Source organism: Nocardia sp. NPDC050175 (assembly GCF_044459885.1).
In the GTDB taxonomy this organism is placed as follows: Bacteria; Actinomycetota; Actinomycetes; order Mycobacteriales; family Mycobacteriaceae; genus Nocardia.
In genome coordinates this window covers 81,143-101,739 of sequence record NZ_JBITJI010000001.1, presented here as the reverse complement: position 1 = coordinate 101,739, position 20,597 = coordinate 81,143, and the positions used below count along the sequence as shown (strand labels likewise).

General features: G+C 67.7%; 13 protein-coding genes and 1 pseudogene. 6 read left to right on the top strand and 8 right to left on the bottom strand.

What is annotated here, in order from left to right; all coding sequences use genetic code 11:
• Positions 1-120 precede the first annotated feature (120 nt).
• A complete protein-coding gene (locus tag ACIBK2_RS00470; protein WP_396962037.1) occupies positions 121-2,703 on the top strand; it encodes a hypothetical protein in 2,583 nt (860 codons plus the stop codon).
• Between the two features lie 19 nt (positions 2,704-2,722).
• Positions 2,723-3,037 (top strand): hypothetical protein, encoded by a 315-nt coding sequence (locus tag ACIBK2_RS00465; RefSeq protein ID WP_396962035.1) that lies wholly within the window; start codon positions 2,723-2,725, stop codon positions 3,035-3,037.
• 59 nt (positions 3,038-3,096) lie between these two features.
• On the opposite strand, the gene ACIBK2_RS00460 is transcribed toward ACIBK2_RS00465, so the two are convergent.
• The 8 genes from ACIBK2_RS00460 to ACIBK2_RS00425 all read right to left on the bottom strand — a co-directional run bounded on the left by ACIBK2_RS00460 (position 3,097) and on the right by ACIBK2_RS00425 (position 17,740).
• Complete coding sequence (locus ACIBK2_RS00460) at positions 3,097-3,885, bottom strand: GNAT family N-acetyltransferase (protein ID WP_396962033.1); 789 nt, start codon at positions 3,883-3,885, stop codon at positions 3,097-3,099.
• Between the two features lie 109 nt (positions 3,886-3,994).
• Positions 3,995-5,224 (bottom strand): helix-turn-helix domain-containing protein, encoded by a 1,230-nt coding sequence (locus ACIBK2_RS00455; RefSeq protein WP_396962031.1) that lies wholly within the window; start codon positions 5,222-5,224, stop codon positions 3,995-3,997.
• A gap of 174 nt (positions 5,225-5,398) precedes the next feature.
• Complete coding sequence (locus ACIBK2_RS00450; RefSeq protein WP_396962029.1) at positions 5,399-6,634, bottom strand: helix-turn-helix domain-containing protein; 1,236 nt, start codon at positions 6,632-6,634, stop codon at positions 5,399-5,401.
• A 294-nt stretch (positions 6,635-6,928) separates the two neighbouring features.
• On the bottom strand, positions 6,929-12,505 hold the full coding sequence (locus tag ACIBK2_RS00445; RefSeq protein ID WP_396962027.1) for an SDR family oxidoreductase: 5,577 nt from the start codon (positions 12,503-12,505) through the stop codon (positions 6,929-6,931).
• Positions 12,502-13,845, bottom strand: coding sequence for an acyltransferase domain-containing protein (locus tag ACIBK2_RS00440; RefSeq protein WP_396962025.1), 1,344 nt, complete (start codon positions 13,843-13,845; stop codon positions 12,502-12,504). The genes ACIBK2_RS00445 and ACIBK2_RS00440 overlap by 4 nt, the downstream gene beginning before the upstream one ends.
• A 21-nt stretch (positions 13,846-13,866) precedes the next feature.
• On the bottom strand, positions 13,867-15,672 hold the full coding sequence (locus tag ACIBK2_RS00435) for an acyl-CoA dehydrogenase (RefSeq protein ID WP_396962023.1): 1,806 nt from the start codon (positions 15,670-15,672) through the stop codon (positions 13,867-13,869).
• Positions 15,673-15,686: 14 nt separating this feature from the next.
• Positions 15,687-16,667, bottom strand: a complete 981-nt coding sequence (locus ACIBK2_RS00430; RefSeq protein WP_396962021.1) for an acyltransferase domain-containing protein — start codon at positions 16,665-16,667, stop codon at positions 15,687-15,689.
• Entirely contained in the window at positions 16,664-17,740 is a 1,077-nt protein-coding gene (locus tag ACIBK2_RS00425; RefSeq protein ID WP_396962019.1) for a 3-oxoacyl-ACP synthase III family protein, read from the bottom strand. The genes ACIBK2_RS00430 and ACIBK2_RS00425 overlap by 4 nt, the downstream gene beginning before the upstream one ends.
• Positions 17,741-17,995: 255 nt before the next feature.
• On the opposite strand from ACIBK2_RS00425, the gene ACIBK2_RS00420 reads away from it, so the two are divergent.
• The 4 genes and pseudogenes from ACIBK2_RS00420 (at position 17,996) to ACIBK2_RS00405 (ending at position 20,597) form a co-directional block, all read left to right on the top strand.
• Complete coding sequence (locus tag ACIBK2_RS00420) at positions 17,996-19,150, top strand: LLM class flavin-dependent oxidoreductase (protein ID WP_396962017.1); 1,155 nt, start codon at positions 17,996-17,998, stop codon at positions 19,148-19,150.
• A gap of 45 nt (positions 19,151-19,195) precedes the next feature.
• Complete coding sequence (locus tag ACIBK2_RS00415; protein WP_396962015.1) at positions 19,196-19,429, top strand: hypothetical protein; 234 nt, start codon at positions 19,196-19,198, stop codon at positions 19,427-19,429.
• Positions 19,430-19,555: 126 nt separating this feature from the next.
• Positions 19,556-19,816 (top strand): annotated as a pseudogene (locus ACIBK2_RS00410) (hypothetical protein); the annotation flags it as partial.
• 391 nt (positions 19,817-20,207) lie between these two features.
• Positions 20,208-20,597, top strand: coding sequence for a MarR family winged helix-turn-helix transcriptional regulator (locus tag ACIBK2_RS00405; protein WP_396963984.1), 390 nt, complete (start codon positions 20,208-20,210; stop codon positions 20,595-20,597).

The following is a 20,597-nucleotide window of genomic DNA, read 5'->3' as shown; positions in this document are numbered from 1 at the left end:
GCGACCAGGGCCGATTCGCCTGGCGGAGACGGTTACTCGTGCGTCATCGTGGAGACCACCCCCTCCGCTTCGGGCGAGGGGCGTCGCCGATCGCCAGGGATGAGCCGCAGGGGGAGCCGTATGAGCATGTACCTCCCCGAGGAGCTCCGCTGGCTCGGCTGGATCGCGGGATCGACCTGGCCGGACGGCGACGAAGACCAGATGTGGGCCATTGCCGAGGCCTGGAAGGCCGCGAGCGAGCAACTGCAGGCGCAGCTCGCACACATCGACACGGCCAAGCAGAGCACGTCGCGGGCCTATCCGCAGGGCCACGCAGCCGAGGAGATGGGCAAACTGTTCGACGGGCTGCGCAGCGGCGACCAGTCGCTGGACTCGCTGGCCAAGTACATGCAGCAGATCTCGGACTCGACCTTCGACATGGGCACCCAGCTGCAGGCGACCAAACTCACGATCGTCATCTCGCTGGCCTGGCTGGCGATGGAGATCCTGTGGGCGTGGATGTTTCCGCCGACCGCGCCCGTCGTGGAGGCCGCCGCCATCACCACCACCCGCTCGTTCCTGCGGGTGTTCGAGGACATGGTGCAGAAGGTAATCCAGAACCTGGCGCGCAAGCTGGGGGCCTCGGCGGAGAAGCGGTACTTCTGGAAGACGGTGGCGAGCGGGCGGTTCGTGCTGCCGACCGCGAAGGGCTGGGGCGTCTACGGCGTGAAGTTCGCCGAAACGGCCGTCACGTCAGGGGGATTGAACGCGGCGGTGCAGCTCGGCCAGATGGCCGACGGCAAGCGGCGGCATTTCGACGCCAAAGAATTCGGTGTGTCCGTGTTCGCGTCGGTCGCCTCGGCGCTGCCGTCGCGGGAGTTCGCGCGGTATCTGGGCAACGGGATCGACAAGCTGGCCGGCCGGCAGCTGAACAATGTGTGGGGGCGCACCGGGCGCGGCGCGTTCATCGGCGCGGGGGCGGGCGTGGTCGGCTCGGCAGCGGGCAACATCGCCGTCGGTGTGGCGACCGGGGACTGGTCGTCGTTCAGCACACCCCAGGGCTGGGTCGGCGGCGCCGCGCGCGGCGCGATGGTCGGTGGTGCGCGCGGCGCCTTCGCGAAGTCGAGCCCGATCTCGAGATCCGATGTGCGGTATCCGCTGTGGATGCACAAGCCGGGCGCGCCGCGGACACCGCCATCCAACGCGGCGAGTCGCGGTAGTTCGGTGCACGACGGTTCGACTCGATCACCCGGATCGTCCATTCGGCTGGAGTCGCTGAACGGCGACGGCAGCCGGGTCGGGTCGGGCAGTGGCAGGTCGGTGGGCTCGGGCGGGCAAAGCGTGCACAGTGGTTCACATCGCACCGGGCCTGCGCCTTCTGTGCGTACGAACGGTGGTGGTTCGTCGCATGGCACTGGGCCCGCGCCTTCTGAGCGCACAAGCGGTGGCGGATCTTCGCATGGCACCGGGCCCGCGCCCTCAGTGCAAACAAATGGCTCTTCGCATCGCACGGGTCCTGCGCCTTCCGTGCATACGAATGGCGGTGGTTCGTCGCATGGCACTGGGCCCGCGCCTTCAGTCCACACAAGCGGCGGTTCGTCGCATGCGACGGGTCCCGCACCTTCGGTGCACACGAGTGGTAGCGGGTCTTCCAATGGGCCTGCGTCTTCGGTGCACACGGGCGGTGGGTCTTCGCATGGCACGGGGCCCGCATCTTCGGTGCACACAGGTGGTGGGTCTTCGCATGGCACAGGGCCCGCGTCTTCGGTGCACACAAGCGATGGTGGTTCGTCGTATCGCACCGGACCCGAGTCTTCCGTGCACACAAGTGGTGGGGGATCACAGAATTCGGCCCCGGTCGTGACGAACGGCTCGGGCTCGCATCAGGGTTCGCCGTCGGTGAACTCGGGCGGCAGCACGGGCTCAGGTCGAGGCGACACCGGCAGCCGAGGGACGCTCGACAGTGACGGTCGGTCGTTCCACACCGGCCGGGGAACGGTCGACAGCCAGGGACAGTCGTTCCACACCGCGCGCGAGTCGTACCGCACGGCGCAGGAGTCGCTCGGCAGTGGTCAGTCGTCGGTGCGTGAGTCGAGCGGTCAGCCCTCGGTGCACGAGTCGTCCGGTGGCGAGGGCTCGACGCGGTCGGGCCGTAACGGGTTCGTCCCGCCCACCTCGTGGCAGGCCTCGGTCGACGGCGGCTGGCAGCCGCCAGCTGGTCGCGGGGGATCGGTGGATGGGGGCACGCCGCCGGTTTCTCCGATAAACAGCTCGTCCAGTGGCGGCGAGGCGCGTTCGGTGAGCCCGATCCCAGGATCTTCGACGCACACCGGATCAGGCGGCGATCGGCCGAGCACGGCGTCCGGCGCGTCGGGCCACGGCTCCTCGGTCTCGCATCCGCCGTCGTCGGCACCGCCGACCGGTACCGGCTCCACCCGGAATACGAACCCCCCTGTCCCGCAACCTCATCACCCGGCCGGCCAACCAGATCCCTTCCTGGGCGCCAGCAAGGACATGAAGGCCAAGACCCGTCCGAAACGGCTTCCGTACTGGGCCCCGCTGCCCGGAGTCTTCAACTCGCCGCACGCACCGGACGCCTCCGCGTGGGTGTACGGCGATTCGGCGGCAGACGGCCCGCGCGAGGGAACCGGCGAGGGAGTGGACGAGGGAACCGATCCGGACTCCGAAGACGGCGTGGATGTGCCTTTCACGCTGAAGCGTTAGACGAGCAGAAAGCAGACGAATGACCGGCACCGTCGAGGTCGACACGAACCAGCTACGACACGCAGCGGGCGAGTGCGATGGAATCCACGACAGCATCACCCACACGCTCAGCACACTGCGCGGTGTGGTGAGCGGCGGCCGTACCCCCTGGGGCTCGGACAGCTTCGGCAAGAAGTTCGCCGACGGCGACAAGGGTTACCTCGCGGCCCGCGAAAACCTGCTCGCCGCGATCGATCAGATGGCGACCACGTTCGGTGGCTACGCCGACGGCCAACGCAGCGCCGCCGACCGAATGGACGCGATGGACGCGGGAAATACCAACGGCTACAACTGATCGCGACACCGATGAGCGAACGGATGCGGAATCGGCGCGCGACATCGGCGCAGCGGGGATTACGCCGGTGCGCCGGCCACGAGCCGGTATACGGACGTGCCGTCGCCGGCCTTCCGGCAGGACACCGCCTGGAAACCGCCGGCGATCAAGTCGCTGAGGACGACGCAAATCCGCCGTCGCAGCGCCGCGCACTCGCGTCCGCACTGATCTTCGTACACGGTCGGAACGGCCACGAGCATGGTCTCGGTGTCGCCCCGCGGATCGAGTTCGGGGTTGCCGGGGACCAGTCCGGACGGTGGCTGCGGCCAGTGCTCGGCGGGCGTGGTGAGTTCCCAGCGGGCGATGATCCGGTCGGTGGGGTTGCCGCGGTCGCGCCCGGAGTCCTCGATGCCGTAGAGGTTGGGGGCGAATCCGCAGCCGCGCGCGCCGAGGACGTCGAGGTAGAAGTAGGCGTTGGCGGCACGCAACGGGTCGAAGGCCCACTGGATGGCATGTAATCCGCGGGTGAGCGAGATGCCACGCAAGAAATGCATCAATGATCGACCTATGCCAGTGCTCTGCCGGTCGGCCCGTACGACCAATAATTCCATGTAATGGTATATCGAAGAAATGCGTCCGCCACCGTCCAGGTCGAAGCCGGGGAATCCATAGCTGAAGCCGACCAGTTCCCCGTTGATGCGCGCACCGAGCGCGATACTTCCATTGTGGGCCAACGCGGTCAGTAGTCTCGGGCTGGGTGCGGGGTCTTCGGGTCGTAAAGCGAAGACATCTCGATAGAGAGCTATGGGGTCCGACAGACTACCGGGCTCGATCAGTTCGCTGACGATCATGTCGGTTATCGCGGTCATGCCGCGAGGCTATCGAATAGTTCTATATGGAAGTGGCGGAAGTGGGTAAGGCTTCACCGTTCAGTTATCAATCGGCAATCGGCGGTGGGGCAACTCTGCGAGTGGAGGTTCACCGGAGTCCGGCTACCCGGGCGAGTTCGTGAACCTGCGGGCGGACCAGGCGGTTGTCCTGCTCGACGAGATAGTGCAGCGTCGACTGAGTGTCCGAGCCGTAGCGAAAGTCCTCGGGACAGATGTCAGCGGCTTTGCCGAGGGCGCAGGAGGCGCCGGCATAGTCGTTTCGGCGAGCACAGGCATACGCGCCGGCCAGGTGGAATCGCATTCGTCCACCGACCGGGTGGGCATCCGGGACGTGCTGCTGTGCCGCGAGTTCGGCGGCCCGTTCACAATCGCCGCCCCACAGCATGACCTCGAGGCGGGCAATGAGCGATTCGGTGGGACCGAGCGGGACATCGTAAGCCGCGTGCTCGCGGTCGAACCGGTTGGCCGCGCGCGTCGCGGCGGTCGTCAGTCTGTCGGCCTCGGCGGTATTCCCCGCTGCGGCAGCGCCTTTCGCCGCGAGTAACTGCAGCGCGCCGATCAACACGGTCTTGTCGACGGAGTCGGCGGCGTCCGCAAGGTGCTTGGCGGCAGCCACCGCGTAATCGTGGCACTCCGGTGCCTGCGCGAGTCCCAGCATTCCGTTGCCGGTATGCCACGCACAAGCCGCCATCTGCCATGGGTCCCGCGTCTGTTCGGCTACCATCGTCGCCCGATCCGCGGCGGTGAAGGCCAACTGGTGGGCGCCGACCCTCGTCAGAAATCGACGGGATAGATGATAGCTACGCAACAATATCTTCCCGGCTTCGTCGTCATGCGACAGCAAGTACTGAACGCGAGCCGCGGTCAGCACCGGGGGAAGGTATTCGGCCAATTCCGTGTACCGATTCGGTGAGTGTTCCCAGATATTCTGGCATCGGTGCAATTGATCCGCCAGATCGGAAAGGGATCCGGTATTCATTGTGGTGTGCCGGTGCGTCTCGACGGCCGGATAGTCGATAATGCTGCGTTTCAAGGATTCGGCGAGCTGATTCCCGGCTTCGACGCCTGCGGGCGCCAGCTGTGGCGGCAGCGCTATCAATTCGCGGATATCTTTGATGTGTAACGCGTCGGCGAGCCGGACGATTATCGCTACGCTGTCCAGTGGCTTATTGCCGGACTCGATCAGGCGCAGCCATTCTTCACTCCGACCGACCAGTTCGGCGAGGGCTCGGCGGGACAGGTCGCGCCGGCGCCGTAGCAATTCGAGCCGCTCGCCTATTGTCAGCAGGCCTGTTTTGAGACCGGAGGTGCTGCTCACGAATTCTCCCCGTTCGGCGGTCGAAAGAATCCCTGCGGTTGTCGTGGCCGTTTCGCTCCCGTCCGGAAACCCACCGGAGGGCTGTCGGGAATTCGCGGTGGCCGTTGTACCCTCCAGTCTTACCCACCCGGCAGCGGAATAATCGGTGAAACTTTCTCGGTTCCGGCGGCCCGGTCACGCCAGGCCGGCGGCGGTGAGTAGCTTGGCGAGGTCACGTCTGGTCAGGTGATGGTCGTGGCGGGAGAGTCGTTGCAGTGTGCGATGTGCCATCCAGTCGTAGCGGAGGTCCTCCGGGGCGGCCAGCTCGGCCTGCTGCAGCGCCAGGGTCGCGGCGAAATCCTCGCCTTTGCGGCCATAGGCGTAGGCGGTGGTCAGGTAGTAGCGGGCGCGCAGATCGACAGCGGCGTCGTCCGGTAGCTGGACCTCGGCCGCGAGCCTGATCGCTTCGTCGACCTGGCCGAGCCGCAGCGCGATGTCCATCCCGGTGATGGTGACTTCGGGGACGCCGAACCAAATGGTGCGCAGGTCGACCGCGGGGTCGAGTCGCTCGGCGATGCGGGCGGCTTCGGCGATGAGCTGCTTGGACTGCTCGAGGTCGGTCGCGCCCGCGGCGGCTTCGGCGGCCAGCAGCTGCAGCGCGCCGTACGCCGGGCCCTCGGTTTCCGCGGATCGGGTGGCCGCGGCCAGGCGTTGCGCGGCGGCCAGGGCGTAGTCCCGGCTTTCCGTGTGATAACCCATCGATAGCAGTGCGCTCGCCACGTGCCAAGAACTCACCGCGACCAGGTCCGACTGTGCGGGTTGGGTGAGGATGCCGATCGGGCGGTCGGCGACGAGCCAGGCCAGGTGATAGTCGCCCACCCGGGTCAACACGAATCGGGCCAGGTGATAGGCCTCGACCAGGACCTTGCCCGTCTCCGCCAACTGGCAGTCCGAGGTTGCCTGGGCCGCGGCGCGGATCGACCGCGCCGCGGTCAGCACCCCGGGTAGCCGGGCGGCGAGTTCGGTGTAGCGGTGACCCGAACCGAGCCAGCTGGACCAGCATTGGTCGAGGTCGGCGCGCACCGACTCGAGGGTCGCGACCGGTGTGGCGAAGACGTGCGCCGACGGGTGGTCCATGATGGCACGGTTGAGCGCGCTGAGCTGCAGACCCATTTCGTCCATGTCACGTGCGCCCGAGCGGCTCGACGAGGGCAGGCCGATCAGCTCGACGGGATCGTCGAAACGCAGGACTTCGGCGAGTCGGTACATCATCTCGATACTGTCGAGGCGGCGCCGGCCTCGTTCTATCTGGCGCAGCCACTCCTCGCTGCGTCCGGTCAGTTCGGCGACCACTCGACGGGATAGCCCTAACCGTCTGCGGCGTAACTCGATTCGCTCTCCCGCACTGAGCGCTCTGTGATTCACGACCATCTGAACCCTCTTCCCCGGTGGCTCGTGATCGGGTGTCGCCCCTCGCTTTCGCGGGTCGTGCCTGCTGAAGACTGTAGTTTAACCGAAGAATGTTGCGGGGAAATGTTTTCCGATATGGCTGTGCGCGTGCAGGTGTACTTGCGTCCGCCAGGGCACCGGGGGATGTGCTGACGAATTGCCGCACGTCCGCCGGACACGCGAAAGCCCTGGTCGCGCTCGGGGATTCGGGGGGAGGAGGGGGCTGCGGCGGCTGGCGCGGCCGGGTCGTCCGTTCAGACGTTACCCGGCCGTGACCTACCGGCGGCAGTCTTCGGCCCGGCGGGCGGGGGTCGGCCTGACGGAGCCGAGTCGCTCCATCGTCAAGCCGGTCATCTCCAGCAGGAGGGTGCCGTCCGGTGCGATCGCACGGACTGTGTGCGTTCCGGTCAGATCGCCGAGCAGCCGGATGTCCGCGCCGTATCGCTCGGCCAGGCCGATATCGTTCGTGGATCCGGTGGCCAGGTCGATTCGGGCGATATCGCGGGGTACGAAAATCGGCTGATCGGTATCGGTCCCGGCGGCCAAGGCGAACGTACGCAGCATCGCGTCGAGCAGCAGCCACGGGATTCGCATGGTGTCGAGCAAGCCTGTCGTATCGGCCGGGAGCGACCACGTGCCGAGTGACCGTCGGTCGGCCGTCCGGATGTGGATGAGGTTGGCGAACATCCCGCCGATGCGCACTGGCGAACCGGCCAGGCAATACGGGTCGGGCACGGACCGGCCGACCACGTCGGGCACCTCGGGTCTGCGGGGTTCGACTGTCGAATCGGCCGAGGACACAACGACTTCGGTGCGGAAGAAGCGTCGCCGGGTCGCCGCGCCGTTGCCGGCGGTGACGTCGGAGGTCAATTCGACCGTTACCGACTGGGCGGCCTGTTCCGGGCCGGCGACCAGCGCGGCGGTGATCCGCAGCTCGACCGGCCGACGGCCGGCGAACGGTTTGAGGAAGGCCTCGAACCGGGTGTCGCGATACCCGAGGACGGTGGCGCCCGGCAGCAACGCCAGGGCTGCCCGCGCCGCCATCTCCAGCATCATGGTCCCCGGCGCGGTCGGCTTTCCGTCGACCATATGGTCGGACAGGTAGCCGTCGCGAACGGGATCGAACGTGTAGTGCCAGCATCCGGGGTTGTCGTCGGCTCGCGCGTCCTCGACAACGCCGTGCGGTCGCGCACCGCGCACCATGCGGAGCTCGTTGTCGCCGAGGAAGATCGCGCAGCCCGCGCCTGCGGCGAGTTCGGCGAGGAACAGGGCGGTCCCCTCGCCAGTGGTGATCGAGCTGAGCTGTCCCTGCCGTTGCAGATATGCGCGGTTCAAGTGGTCCGAACGAAGTCCGGTCTGTCCCCACAGCGGGAATGCGACGGTGAATTCGTCATCGTCGGAGTTCCGGGCGCACGCGGCCAGGAAATCGTTGGCGGCGGCGTAGTCGACGTCCCCGGGCAGGCCGATCGCGCCCGCCACCGATCCGACGTTGCACCAGCGGATCGGCGAATGCTCGGCCAGCGCCGCTTTGAGGTGCTGATAGCCGAGGACCTTGGTATCTCGAACCCTGCGGAAGCTCTCGAACGACTTGTTCTCCAGCAATGCCGGTTCGGACAGCCCCGCCGCGTGGATCACCAAGTCGAGTCGGCCCGCGGTCGACAGGACGGTGGCGACGGCGGCCCGCACCGCATCGGGGTCCAGTACGTCACAGGGGAGGCAGTGCAGTCGGCCCGGGCCGAGCCGTTCGGCGAGGTCTTGGCAATCACGTTGACGGGCAATGGCTTTCATGCGGGCGTCGGCATGCTCGATGATGGACCGGATGGGTCTGGCCGGGTCTTCTTCGCGCAGCCGCCGGATCAGCTCCGCGCGAACGTCCGCCGGAGCGGCGCCGTTGGAATGCTCGGCTATGCCGGTCGGATCTGTGCGGGCGAGCAGCCATACCGAGGGCTTGGCCTGTTCACTCAGCGCGCGCAGCATCGCGATCGGCAGCCCGCCGGTTCCGCCGGTCACCAGGATCGCCGAGTCGTCGTCGATCGGTGCACCACGGTGGGCCGTTGGCAGTGCGGCCGGCGTGAGAACGTCGCGATATCGGCTGCCGTTGCGGTACCACACCACCGATTCCGTTGCGGCTGCTGATCTTTCGTGGGCAAGCAACCGCAGGGCCTCGGCGGGTGACGCATCGGTGAGTATCGCTGCGATCGATGCGCCGGGGCGTTCCCAAGTCAGACTCTTGACGAAGCCGGTGAACAGCGCGGCGTACGGATGCGGCCGGCCCGTGCTCGGCTGACCGGGCAACAGCACCATGAGTGAGCTGTCCGCCGTCCAGCGGGGCCAGAGTCGTTGAGCGGCGGCAAAAGTGAGATCGTGCAGACGCAGCTGGGCGGCAATGTCGCGGCCGGTCGGGGTCCGCGGCGATTCATCGACGGAGCAGATCACCGTCAACGCGGGTGTCGCCGCGTCGATCAGCGCCTGCACGCGCGTGTCGCTCGGATCGTCGACACCTGCGCACAGGACCGTTGCCTGGGCCTTTTCCAGTTCGGCGCGCAGTTGCTGTGCCGACTCGACGGAGCCGACGAGGACGACGCTGCCCGCCGGGATCGCGCTGTGCGACAACACTTGTCGCGTGTTCGGCGCGGCAACCAAGGCGGACACGTAGCGTTTGGTGAGGTGGCCCGGCCCCGCTGCGGTCACCCTGACCCGGTCCCCGTTCGGTAGCGACAGCTCCGATGTCCCGGCCGTGCCGGTGACCGCGCGAAGCAGTTCTACCGCTCCCGTAGCGCCGAGATAGTCTCGGGTCTCTACCGAATCCTTCAGTGTGCCAACGTCAGTGGACGCGCCGGCAGCAGTATCGTGCTCCCCGCAAGCGAAACCCACCCGCGCCAGGATCGGCCAGCCACGTCGGGCGGCTTCCTCGGCGGTGGCTATCGCGATCAGAAAAGCGCCTTCGGCCAACTGTTTCGCGGGACGGCCGAGCATATCGGCGAGCTCGCCGCTGGAGTTGCCGTTCAGCGCGAGCAGCAGCGCAAGATTCAGATCCCCGGTCTGCAGATACCGTCGAGCGGTGCTGAGGGCGGCCAGCGCGGAGTCGTCGCCTGCGTCGACGGCTACGCTCATCCCCCGCAGGTTGTGCCTGCTGGTGATCCGCGACGCGATGACATTCGTCATCACGCCCGCATAGGTGTCCTCGTTGCACTCGGGTACCCGGTCGCGCACCGTCGCGAGAATCGACTCGACGAGCGGGGCAAGGTCCTGCGCCGCAGCGGATTCGGTGACGGCGCTGAGTACGTCGTCGCCATAGGTGCGGGTGAACGCGCCGGCGAGGGCGACCGGGACGCCGGTGTGCGCGGTGATGACGCCGGTCGACTCGCGCACCTCGGCCCACAGTTCGCCGTGCTCGCGAAGGAAGGTGTCCGCGACCTGAATGGCCATGAGATGGCAGGGATCGATCGTCGCGATCGTTCGGGGAGTCAGTCGCACTTCGGCCGGAGTGGGGGCCGGATAGGGGACCGCGAACCGCCGATCGGGTGCGTCGCCGTCGCCGCGCAGCCAGGCGGTGATCCGCTCGTGATCGGGGTTGCCGGGCAGGTGGGCGCTCCACGCGACCACGGCCAGATCGCCGCGGCCGGTGCGACGCCCGGACCGGATCGGGTGGCCGTTCGCGCGATCGGTCACCAGCAGGTGACCGTTGGTGCCGCCGAATCCGAATGCGGATACTCCCACCAGCCGAGGCCGCTGTGCGTCGGCGGGGAAGGCGAGGTCGCGGTCGCTGACGCGCGTCCGATCCGGCTGTACGTCCGCAGGCGCCGCGGTGAAACCGTACTGTCCCGGTATCCGCCCGGCCCGCAGCGCCTCGGTGGCATGGATCAGCGACACCGCGCCCGCGGCCCAGCCGGTATGCCCGACCACCGCCTTGTTGGAACTACACGGGTAGCCGTCGTGGGGCGCCACGGCGGCCAGCGTCTGCAGCTCGGTGCGGTCTCCAGCGGTGGTGCCGGTGGCATGCGCGACGATCCAGTCGACCTGTGCTGGCGAGGTTTCGTTGAGCGCGCGGGCACGTTCGATCGCCAGCCGCTGGCCCGCCGGGTTCGGGGCTGCGATGGCCTTGCCGCGACCGTCGGCGGCGGCGCCGAATCCGGTCAGCACGGCGAGGATTCGGTCACCGTCCGCGCGGGCCCGCGAGAGCAGCTTGAGCGTGACGACGGCGGCGCCGTCGCTGAAGAGGGTGCCGTCGGCAGCCGCGTCGAAGGACCGGACCGCGCCCCCGCGAGACAGGCCACCGAGTTTGGCGAACATCACCGCCACCGTCGGATTCAAGACCTCGACCCCGCCGCAGTAGGCGATATCGCAGTCCCCGGCCAACAGCGCCTTGGTGCCGAAGTCGACCGCGTACAGCGATGACGCGCAAGCGGTATCGATGACCGTGGCCTCGGTGACCCGGTCGAGGATGCCGGCGATGGCGGCGTTCACCACCATCATGGGCAGCACCGGCTGGTCGGCGCCCGCTCTGGGGTAGCGCCGACTCAGCAGTTCGCGCAACCGATTCCCGGCCGCCGGGCCCGCGGCCTCGTCGGCCGCGCTGCCGAACGTTTCGGTGACCAGATGTTCGGCCAGGGCTTGGCTACCGCCCGGCCAGGCGCCGACATAGACGGCGCAGCGATCCGTCGATGCCAGCCGCACGCCGTCCCTGGCCTGCAGCAAGCTGTGCCGGAGCCAGCGAGTCGCTTCGTCGCGGAGGGGCCCGCCGGCCGCCTCCTCGGCCAGGAGGGTCGGGTGCGGCTGAAAATCGTGCAGGTGGCCGCCGACCCGACAGTAGGTGCGATCGGCGGCGGCGCGGTCGGGCGCGTAGAAGTTCTCGAGGGCGAATCGCTCGCCTGGCTCGGTGAATACCGGCGTCGGCTGTGCCAGCAGACGCCAGAACTCTTGTGGGCTGTTGGCGCCCGCGATGGCCATGCCGGTGCCGACCACCGCGACGAGCTGGTCGGCGTCCTCGGTGGCTTCCGGTGGTGGGGTGGGCGGATCCGCGTCCGGCGCGCCGAGGTCGGCGACCGTGGCTTCGGCCGGGGCACCCACCTGCCCGGCGGGTGGCGCCAAACTCGTTGAGCCGAGGGAAAGTCCGCCGTCGGCGAGCAGCACCTGACCGGTGATGAACGACGCCCGATCCGACGCCAGGAACAGCACGAGCTCGGCGAGGTCGGCCTCGGTCGCCAGCCTGCGCATCGGCGTCGCCGCGAGCACCGTCTGCCGGAAGACATCGCTGTCGGGGAAGAGATGGCTGGTGGCGTTGTCGATCAGGCCGGCGGACGCGGTGTTCACCCGGATGCCCGCGGCGGCGAATTCCACTGCCAGATAACGAGTCAACGCCTCGACGGCGGCCTTGCTCACCCCGACCGTCGCATAGTTGCCGATGACCAGTCCGGCGCCGATGGAGGACAGATTGACGATCGAACCGCGCCGCCCGGTCATCAGCGCTGCGGCCGCCTGCGCGCATCGCCTGCTGCCATCGAGGTTGACCGCAAGGGCTTTGGACCAGTCGCTGTTGCGCAGGGTGGGCAGCGGCGCGAGCGTCCCGCGGGCGGCGTTGTTGATCAGGATATCGAGCCCGTCGTGGCGATCGGCGATCCCGGCGAACATCGCTCGTACGGACTCCTCGTCGGCCACCGAGCCGTGGGCGAGCTCGGCGGAACCGCCGCTGCGGCGTATCTCGGCGAGCGTCGCTTCGGCGTCGCCTTTCGAATGAAAGTAGTTGACCAGGACATGCGCGCCCTGCTCGGCCAGCCGCAGGCATATCGAGCGTCCGATGCCCTTGCCGCCGCCGGTGACCAGCGCGGTCTTTCCGGTGAACTCGCCGCTCATCGCGTCACCGTCGTGATCGGAGTGTGTGCGGATCCGTCGGCGAGCCGGCGCAACAGCTCGGCCAGCTCGGTCAGCGTGGAGAACGACGTAACACGCACTGCGGCAGGAGGTTCCGGCAACCCGAACCGTTGCCTGGCCAACCGGAAGGCTTCGATCTGCTTGATCGAGTCGATCCCCAGATCTGCCTCGAGGTCGACGTCGGCCTCCAACAGGTCGACGGGATAGCCGAGGGCGTCCGCGTAGATCTCGCGGATCTGCGCGAAGAGTTCGTCCGGCGCGGGCAGCGCGGCAGGTGCGTCGGTCGAGGTCGGTGCGCTGCCGTTCGTGGCTTCGGCGACCGGCTCGGCGACGTGCTCGGCAGCCGGTGCCGGGACGGCGTCGCCCGAGCTGACTGCCTGTCGGAACTCCGCGGCCGAACAACGTTGCCGCAGTGGCGCGACCGTATCGGCCGCAGCGGGCAGGCAGGCCGCAACCATCGAGGTGAGGGTGTCCCGGCCGCCTGACTCGACGTAGTGGCGCACGCCCTCGCGGTACAACCGCAGCAGTCCGTCGTAGAACAGCACCGGCTGGGTCAGGTGTCGTGCCATCCAGGAGTGGATGTCCTCGGCGGACCGTACGTAACGGCCGAGCACCGGGGAATAGACCGGGATCCTCGGCTCGGCGACCGGGATGTCGTTGACGGCTCGGGCGAACGCTTCCGCGGCATCGCGCAGCAGTCGATTGTGAAAGGGCTGGGCAGCGCGCAGCCGAGTCGCTCGAATGCCCGCGGCCGCGGCGACCTGCTCGACCATGGCAAGGGCCGTGGTCAGCCCGGAGACGACGCATTGATCCGGACCGTTGTCGACCGCGACGACAGCGCTCGGCTCGTCGATGAAGCCGGTCAGGTTTCTGGCGCGGGGGCTGCCGACCGCCAGGGCGACCATGCCACCGTCGGGGCTCGAAATATCGCGCAGGGCTGTGGTTCTGGCGAGGACCAGCCGGGTCGCGTCGCGCACGGTGAGGGCGCCTGCCGCGGTGAACGCGGACACCTCGCCGAGGCTGTGTCCGACGACGACGTCCGCGTGCAGTCCTGCCTCGACCAGGATCCGGTAGGTGACGATACCGCTCGAGAACAAGGCCACATCCAGGTCCGGCGATTGCTCGGCCACCAGGTCGTCCAGCGATGCGGCGTCAGGGTCGAGTAGCAGCCGGGGCGCCGCTGCTCGCCCGTGCTCGTCACACACCTCGGCTATCTGCTCCAATGTCTTTCGCGCCGAGGGGAATTCGTTGATCACATGGGCCAGGACGCCCGGGATGTAGGATCCTTGCCCGGGGAACATGAAGGCGGTACGAGCGCTCATCGGTGACTTCCTTTGGGGTGTTTACAGTTCGGGCAGGTCGAAGGCGGCCGCGAGATCCGTTATGTGCGGGAATAATTCGTCGCACAGCGCACGACGGTCGTCCCAGATGCGGTCGAGCAGCGGCGTCGGGGTGAGTCGTTGATCGGCCAGGAATCCGGCGTTGCGCTGAATCCAGGACAGCGCGTACAGCTGTAGCAGCCCACCGACCGGCGCGGGTGCGCTGCGGTAGGCGGTCTGCAAGAGCTCGAGGACAAGACGATCGGCCTGGGCTGTAGCGGCCGTCTGTGCCAGGGCGAGATTGTCGTTCCAGGCGGTGAACTGATCGTGCCCGGCGCGGTGAGCCGCATCCAGGCAGCTGACCAGGCGGTGGTGGTAGTAGCGTTCGGCGGTGCGCGCCAACGAAACCCAGGCGTGCGGCGAGGTCAGATCCGCGGCATCGGCTGGTCTGGTCTCCGGACCTGGCGGCCGGTACCGCTGGGGGTCTGCCATGGCATGCGCGGTGTCCATCAGGATCAGGTCGTTGTCGCCGCCCGCGCAGAAGTACGAGTTGACGAAGCCGTGAAAAGCGTTGAGGCGGTTGTGCGCGACGAAACCGGTCGCGCCGCAGTGCGTGCGGCAGCTCGCGGTAACGTCCAACGCGAGTCGGGTGGCGAATACCTTCAGTAGGGGGAGTTCGGTGTCGACCGAGGACCAGGGTGCCCAGGTCGCCTCGCCGACCGGTGCGACCGGCGTTGCGGCGCTTTCGCGGACGGCGTGCCTGCTGACGATGGTCAGGGTGTACGCCGCCGCGAGCGCCCCGAGCACCGCTTCTTGCTGATTGCGATAGCGGATGAGCCCTTGCTCGGGAGCCAGTCGGCCCATGGTCAGGCGGGTCGCGGTGTGCGACTCCAGGATTCGTGCCGAGTCCTGGGTGACGGCGGCGCACGCCGCGATGACGCCGCGCCACACGTGCGGCGCCCCGATGCGCATAGTGCGCGCGAGGCGGTCCGCGGCAGCGCCCGCGTCATCATGGAACCGGCCGTCGGCGTCGATGGCGGCGCCATCACTCAGCCAGGCATGCAACGGAATACGCATCCGGTCGAACCGCACATAGGCGAAATCGCAAGGCAGCGCGAAGGTATCGGGTGCCGGGGTGATCTGCACTCCGGGCCGGACGGTGCCGTCGGGACCGCGCAGCGCAACGACGAACACGAACACGCCCCGTTCCCGCCCGCCGACAATCAACTGCGCGTAGACCGCGCCGGTCTTCGCGACGCCGGGATGGCCGGTGCTGTTGGGAAACTTCCGTGCGTCGGCGTCGGGGGTATGCAGGATGAAGCCGCCGGAATCCGGGTCGAACGTCGCCTGCGTGCGCGGGTGCAGGTGGCTGTTGCTGCGGGCGCCCTCGGTCAGCAGGGCCGAGCCGAAGGCGTCCATCGACTCCAGCGCGGCCCGCGTATCGGCAAGTCCCGCACTGGAATCAGCGGGCACGGACCGCAGGATCGGCGCGAGCACCAGCGTGTAGTGCACCAGCAGGATATGGAACAGGTCGGGGTCCGCGAGCGCGGCCCTGGCCAGCAATGCCGACAACGTGTGCGGCGAGTCGAGCAGTTCGGCGGCTGGCGGCGCGGTCCGGCCCGCGTGTTGCGCTCTGGCATACACCAGGCTCAACCGCTCCTGCCGGGAAACTCCATCGGGCCAAATGAAGAACGCATCGGGGATCGCTGCGTGCAGTAGCGCGCGCGTCCGGCCCGGTGCCGCCACCGATTCGGGATCGGCGAGCGAGCGCCGCAGGTCGGACCGCGACGGGGTCGCGGTGGTCGTGGCGAGATCGTGGTCGATGGACATCGTCGTTCCCTTCTTCACCGCTGTCGAACGGAGACAGGGGATTTCGACGTTGTGCCGGTCAACCAGGACAGGTCACCGGTCAACGGTGCCAGGGTGCGTGCCGAGGGCAGGGTGGCCCGCACGCACCGGCACAGACCGTCGCCGACCCCTAGTTCGATGAACTGCGTGTGCTGAGAACCGTTGTGCTGCAGCGCTTCCACCAGATCGACGGGTTTGGTGACGCAATCGACCAGGGCCTCGTGCAGGTCGTCGGTGTCGGCATAGGTCCGTCGCCCGACCGGCGAATACACCGGCACGCGCAAGGGGCGCTGCCGGGTCTGGCACAGATTCGCGCGGAATCGGTCCGCAACGACGACGAGCCCCGGATGGTGCGAGGCATAGGGCACCGCCAGGCGTACCAGCCGCGGGCCGTCCCCCTGCCGCTCGAACAGCGTCGCGATCGCCTCCGTCGGACCGCTGACGATGGTCTGCTTCGGGCTGTTGACGCAGGCGACCACGAGATCCGACGGGCCGGCCTCGGCCAGCAGAGCGCGAGTCTCGGACGCGGAGGCGAGCACGAGCACCATGGCGCCGCGGCCCTCGAAGCCGCGGAACGCGGCATTGAGCGCGCCGACCGCGCGGGTGCCGTCCGGCACATCGAAGACGCCCGCGCACACCAGGGCGGCGATCTCGCCGAAGCTCTGGCCGACGATCACGTCGGGGTGCAGGCCCGCCGCGGTCAGCAGTCGATCGAGGACCACCGAGATGGCGTAGCTCGCGAGCTGCGGGATTCCCGGCGCCATCACTCGGAGCTTGACCTCGCTGAGCAACACCTCGCGAAGTCCTTGTCCCGCATCGCCGGACGCGCGTTCGATCTCGCCGAGGATGTCGTCGATGGTCGCGCGGGACGTGCTGTCCGCGCGATAGAGGTCGTGCAGCGCGCATCGTGGATCGCCGCCCTGTCCAGGGACCAGGAAAACTGTGCGCGGTGCCGGTGGTGCGGCCTGCCCGCTCATCGGTCGACCTCCGCGTCGTCGATGCCCCAGGTGAGCACGGTGCTGCCCCAGGTGACACCGGCGCCGAAACCTACGATGAGTATTCGGTCACCGGTCTGGAGCCGTCCGTCGGCGTGCGCCTTGGCCAGCGCGTACGGCATCGACCCCGCGCCGATATTGCCGACCAGGTCGCCGACGATGATCAGGCGCTCCACGTCGAATCCGGCGTCCGCACAGGCCTTACGCAACAACACGGGATTGGGTTGGTGGGTAACGATCACGTCGATCTGATCCGCGGTCAGACCCGATCGGCGCAACGCGCTCGCGGCGGCTTTGGGGAAGATCTCGAGAATGAAGTCGCGGACTGCCTTGCCGTCCATATGGATACGATGCTGTCCGCGTGTCAGGGTGTCCGTGCTGGCCGGGCGCCTGCTGCCACCGGCCGGGATGAGCACGTCGCCCGCGTGGTCGCCGTCGGAACCGAGCTCGATCTGGCCGAAGCCCCGGCCCCGGGCGACCGGACCGAGAATCGTCGCGCCCGCGCCGTCGCCGAACAGCACCGCGGTGGCGCGGTCGGTGGGGTCGAGGAAGCGCGAATACGCCTCGACGCCGACCACGACCGCGCACCGGCCGCCGGCGTCGCCGCGCAGGTAGTCGACGGCGACCCGGGTGCCGAACAGCCAGCCGGTGCACGCGGCGGACACATCGAAGGCCACCGCCTGATGCGCTCGCAGCAGGGCCTGTACCCGGCAGGCGGTGGACGGGCCGAGTTCATCAGGGGTGGAGGTCGTCACGATGATCAGGTCCAGATCGCCCGCGTCGAGCCCGGCCGCGTCGAGCGCGTTGCGCACCGCCTGGGCGGCGAGGTCGGACGCGGACTGACCGAGACCGCAAACATGGCGTTCATGTATTCCGGTGCGTTCGACAATCCATTCCGGCGTAACGGCCGCGGGTTCGGCGACTTCCGCATTGGTGCGCACTCGCTGCGGCACAAAGCCGCCGGCGCCGAGAACTCCGATGGCAACGTTTCCGCTACCGAAATTTCCGTGGTGTTTCGAGATCCGATCGAGGTATCCGAGATTGTCGTCCGCCATCGTTATCACTTACTTTCCATTTCGGGAAAACGATCTCTGGAACGTACTACCGGCCACGGGCCGCCTGCCCTACCCAGGATGGAGCCAACGCTGTCGAATCTGTGGCACCGGCCGCCGTCGTTGTTCCGCCGCCCAATTTCCGCCGCGACGTGGTCACCAACTTCTGTCATCGGTCTATACCTCCAACTTTTGTTGGATCGTCCGCCGGAGGGGCGTCCTATGTTCGTTGGACCCGACGGCAACCCAGGAGATTTCATGCGGAAGGTAGACGGATTCCGTACCGGCATACTCGACCTCAGCTTGCAGCCCCGATTCGCACCCGATCTGACGTTGCGCACCAATAGGTGGCTCGCCGCGGCGGGTAAGGCGGATTCGCTCTTCGTACCGGACCACCTGACCGGTTTACTGCCCGGCTCGATCTGGCAGCCACGGCACATCGGCGCCGCACGGCTCATCCCCAGAGCGAACGCACATTACGATCCATGGACCACGCTCGGGTATATCGCGGCGCAGAACAGTCTCAAGCGCCTACGTCTCGGCGTCGGCGTCACCGACGCCGGGCGGCGGAATCCCGCGGTCACCGCGCAGGCCGCCGCCACCCTGCACCTCCTGAGCCGGGGGCGGGCGATCCTCGGCATCGGACCGGGCGAACGCGAAAACAATGAGCCGTACGGGGTTCCGTGGCACGCGCCGGTGGCCAGATTCGAGGAGGCCCTCGCCACGATTCGGCTGCTGTGGGAATCCAACGGCCGTCCGGTTACCCGGGATTCCGAATACTTTCCGCTGCGCGATGCGATCTTCGAGATCCCGCCCTACCGTGGCACCAGACCGGAAATGTGGATCGGCGCGCACAGCCCGCGCATGCTGCGACTGGCGGGCCGGTATGCCGACGCCTGGTTCCCCGCTTATCCGCAACCCGTGCCGGAATATCGGAACAGCTTGGAACGGATGCGGACTGCGGCGTCCGACGCGGGCCGCGATCCGATGTCGGTGACGCCGGCGGCGATGATCTTCGTGATCACCGGATCGACTCGTGTGCATATCGAGGAGACGGTCGGATCGGTGGGTGCGCGGGCATTCGGCTTATGTATTTCCGCCGATATGTGGGCGCGGCACGGTGTCGAACATCCGTTGGGTTCCCGTTTCACCGGTATCCAGGACCTGCTGCCACAACTGCTGGACGAGGACACCGTCCTCTCGTATGCGGAGAAGGTCCCGGGTTCGTTGGTCCGGGACTATTGCGTAACCGGGACTCCGGCCGAAGTCGAGGAACGCATCGCCGAATTGCGCGACAACGGTCTTCGGTATGCCGTGCTGGTCGACCTCAGTACCTTCCATCCCGACATCACACGAGGGCTCGCCGCGTCAATTCCGTTCCTGCGCATCCTCCGCAGGCTGCGCAAGCTGTGATCGTGGCCGGGCGACGATAACCAACTCGCGAGAGGAGTGCCGGAAATGACCATCGAGTCAACGCATCGCGCACAGTGTCGCGCACCGTGCGGCAGGCTGGTCGACGACGATCATGTCGAGGATTCCGACGGATTCGGGATGATCGTTCGGGTCGACCGATACTCTTGTGGCTGCCGATACATCCGCCGCGACTATCACGATGGGAGCATCGGCGAACGCTCGATCCGCCACGACGGGAAGGTCCTCCCCACCGAGCTACGGCCGGAGCAGGGGTCTTAGTACCGCGGCATCGAAATCTCGTGCTCGACATGGTCTGAGCATGCGCTGGCTCGCTTTCAGCGTGCTCTCAGCGGAGCTACTGCACACTGCACCGGTTGGTCCCGGTACAAGGAATGGAGTGCGTGGATGGTGCGGAGTTCGGCTCGGACGTTGCTCGTGGACTACAAGCTGCCGCAGATCACGGCGATGTTCTGGCTACTCGAGATCGCCGCGACCACGTTGGGTGAGACCGGCGGGGACCTGCTCGCACAGACACTGGGGCTCGGCTACGCTCAGGCGTCGCTGTTGTTCCTGGCGCTGTTTGTGGTCAGTTTGGCAACGCAGTTGCGGGCCAACCGATTGCATCCCGCGCTGTACTGGACGGTGATCGCGGCGACCAGCACCGCGCGTTGATCGCCGCAGTCATGGTGGCGATCCTGGTCGGGGGCATCGGGTTCGCCTACCGCACACGCCGCACCGCACCGCGGCGACCGTGCGTCCGTCCGATACCGCGCTCGTGGGTCGTTCCGACCCTTCGCAGGAGCCGTCCGGTACGGGGTGACAACCATCAGGACGACTGTCCTCGGCCCCGTCGCGCAGTCACCGCAAAAGCCCATGAGCAGCGCCGAACTCGCTGGCGTAAGGTGATTGGATGCCCGAAGTAGCGCATCCCAGTTCCGCGGTGCGTGTCGAACCGGCCGCAACGCCGGGCAGCACCGCAACCGCTGGGGACTCCGACCACGACCTGCTGTCGTTGGCGAACCAGCTGTGTTTCGCCCTCTACTCGACCTCGCGCTCGATGACCGCGGCGTACCGGCCGTTCCTCGAGACGATGGAAATCACCTATCCCCAGTACCTCGCCCTGCTCGCGCTGTGGGAGCGGCCGGGGATGACGATGAAGGAGCTGGGCGAACAGCTGCGCCTGGACTATGGCACCGTCTCGCCGCTGATCCAGCGACTACAGTCGCACGGCTTCGTGGAAAGCGTGCGCAGCGCCCACGATCGCCGCTCGGTGGAACTCCGCGCGACGGACGCGGGCCTCGCGCTGCAACGCCAAGCCAGGGAGATGATCGAGTCGGTGATGGCGTCGGTCGGCTACCCGCTCGACACCCTCATCGCCCTGCGCGATCAGGTCAACGCGCTCGGCGAACGCCTCGACGCGATCACCGAGGAGCGCAAGGAACGCTGA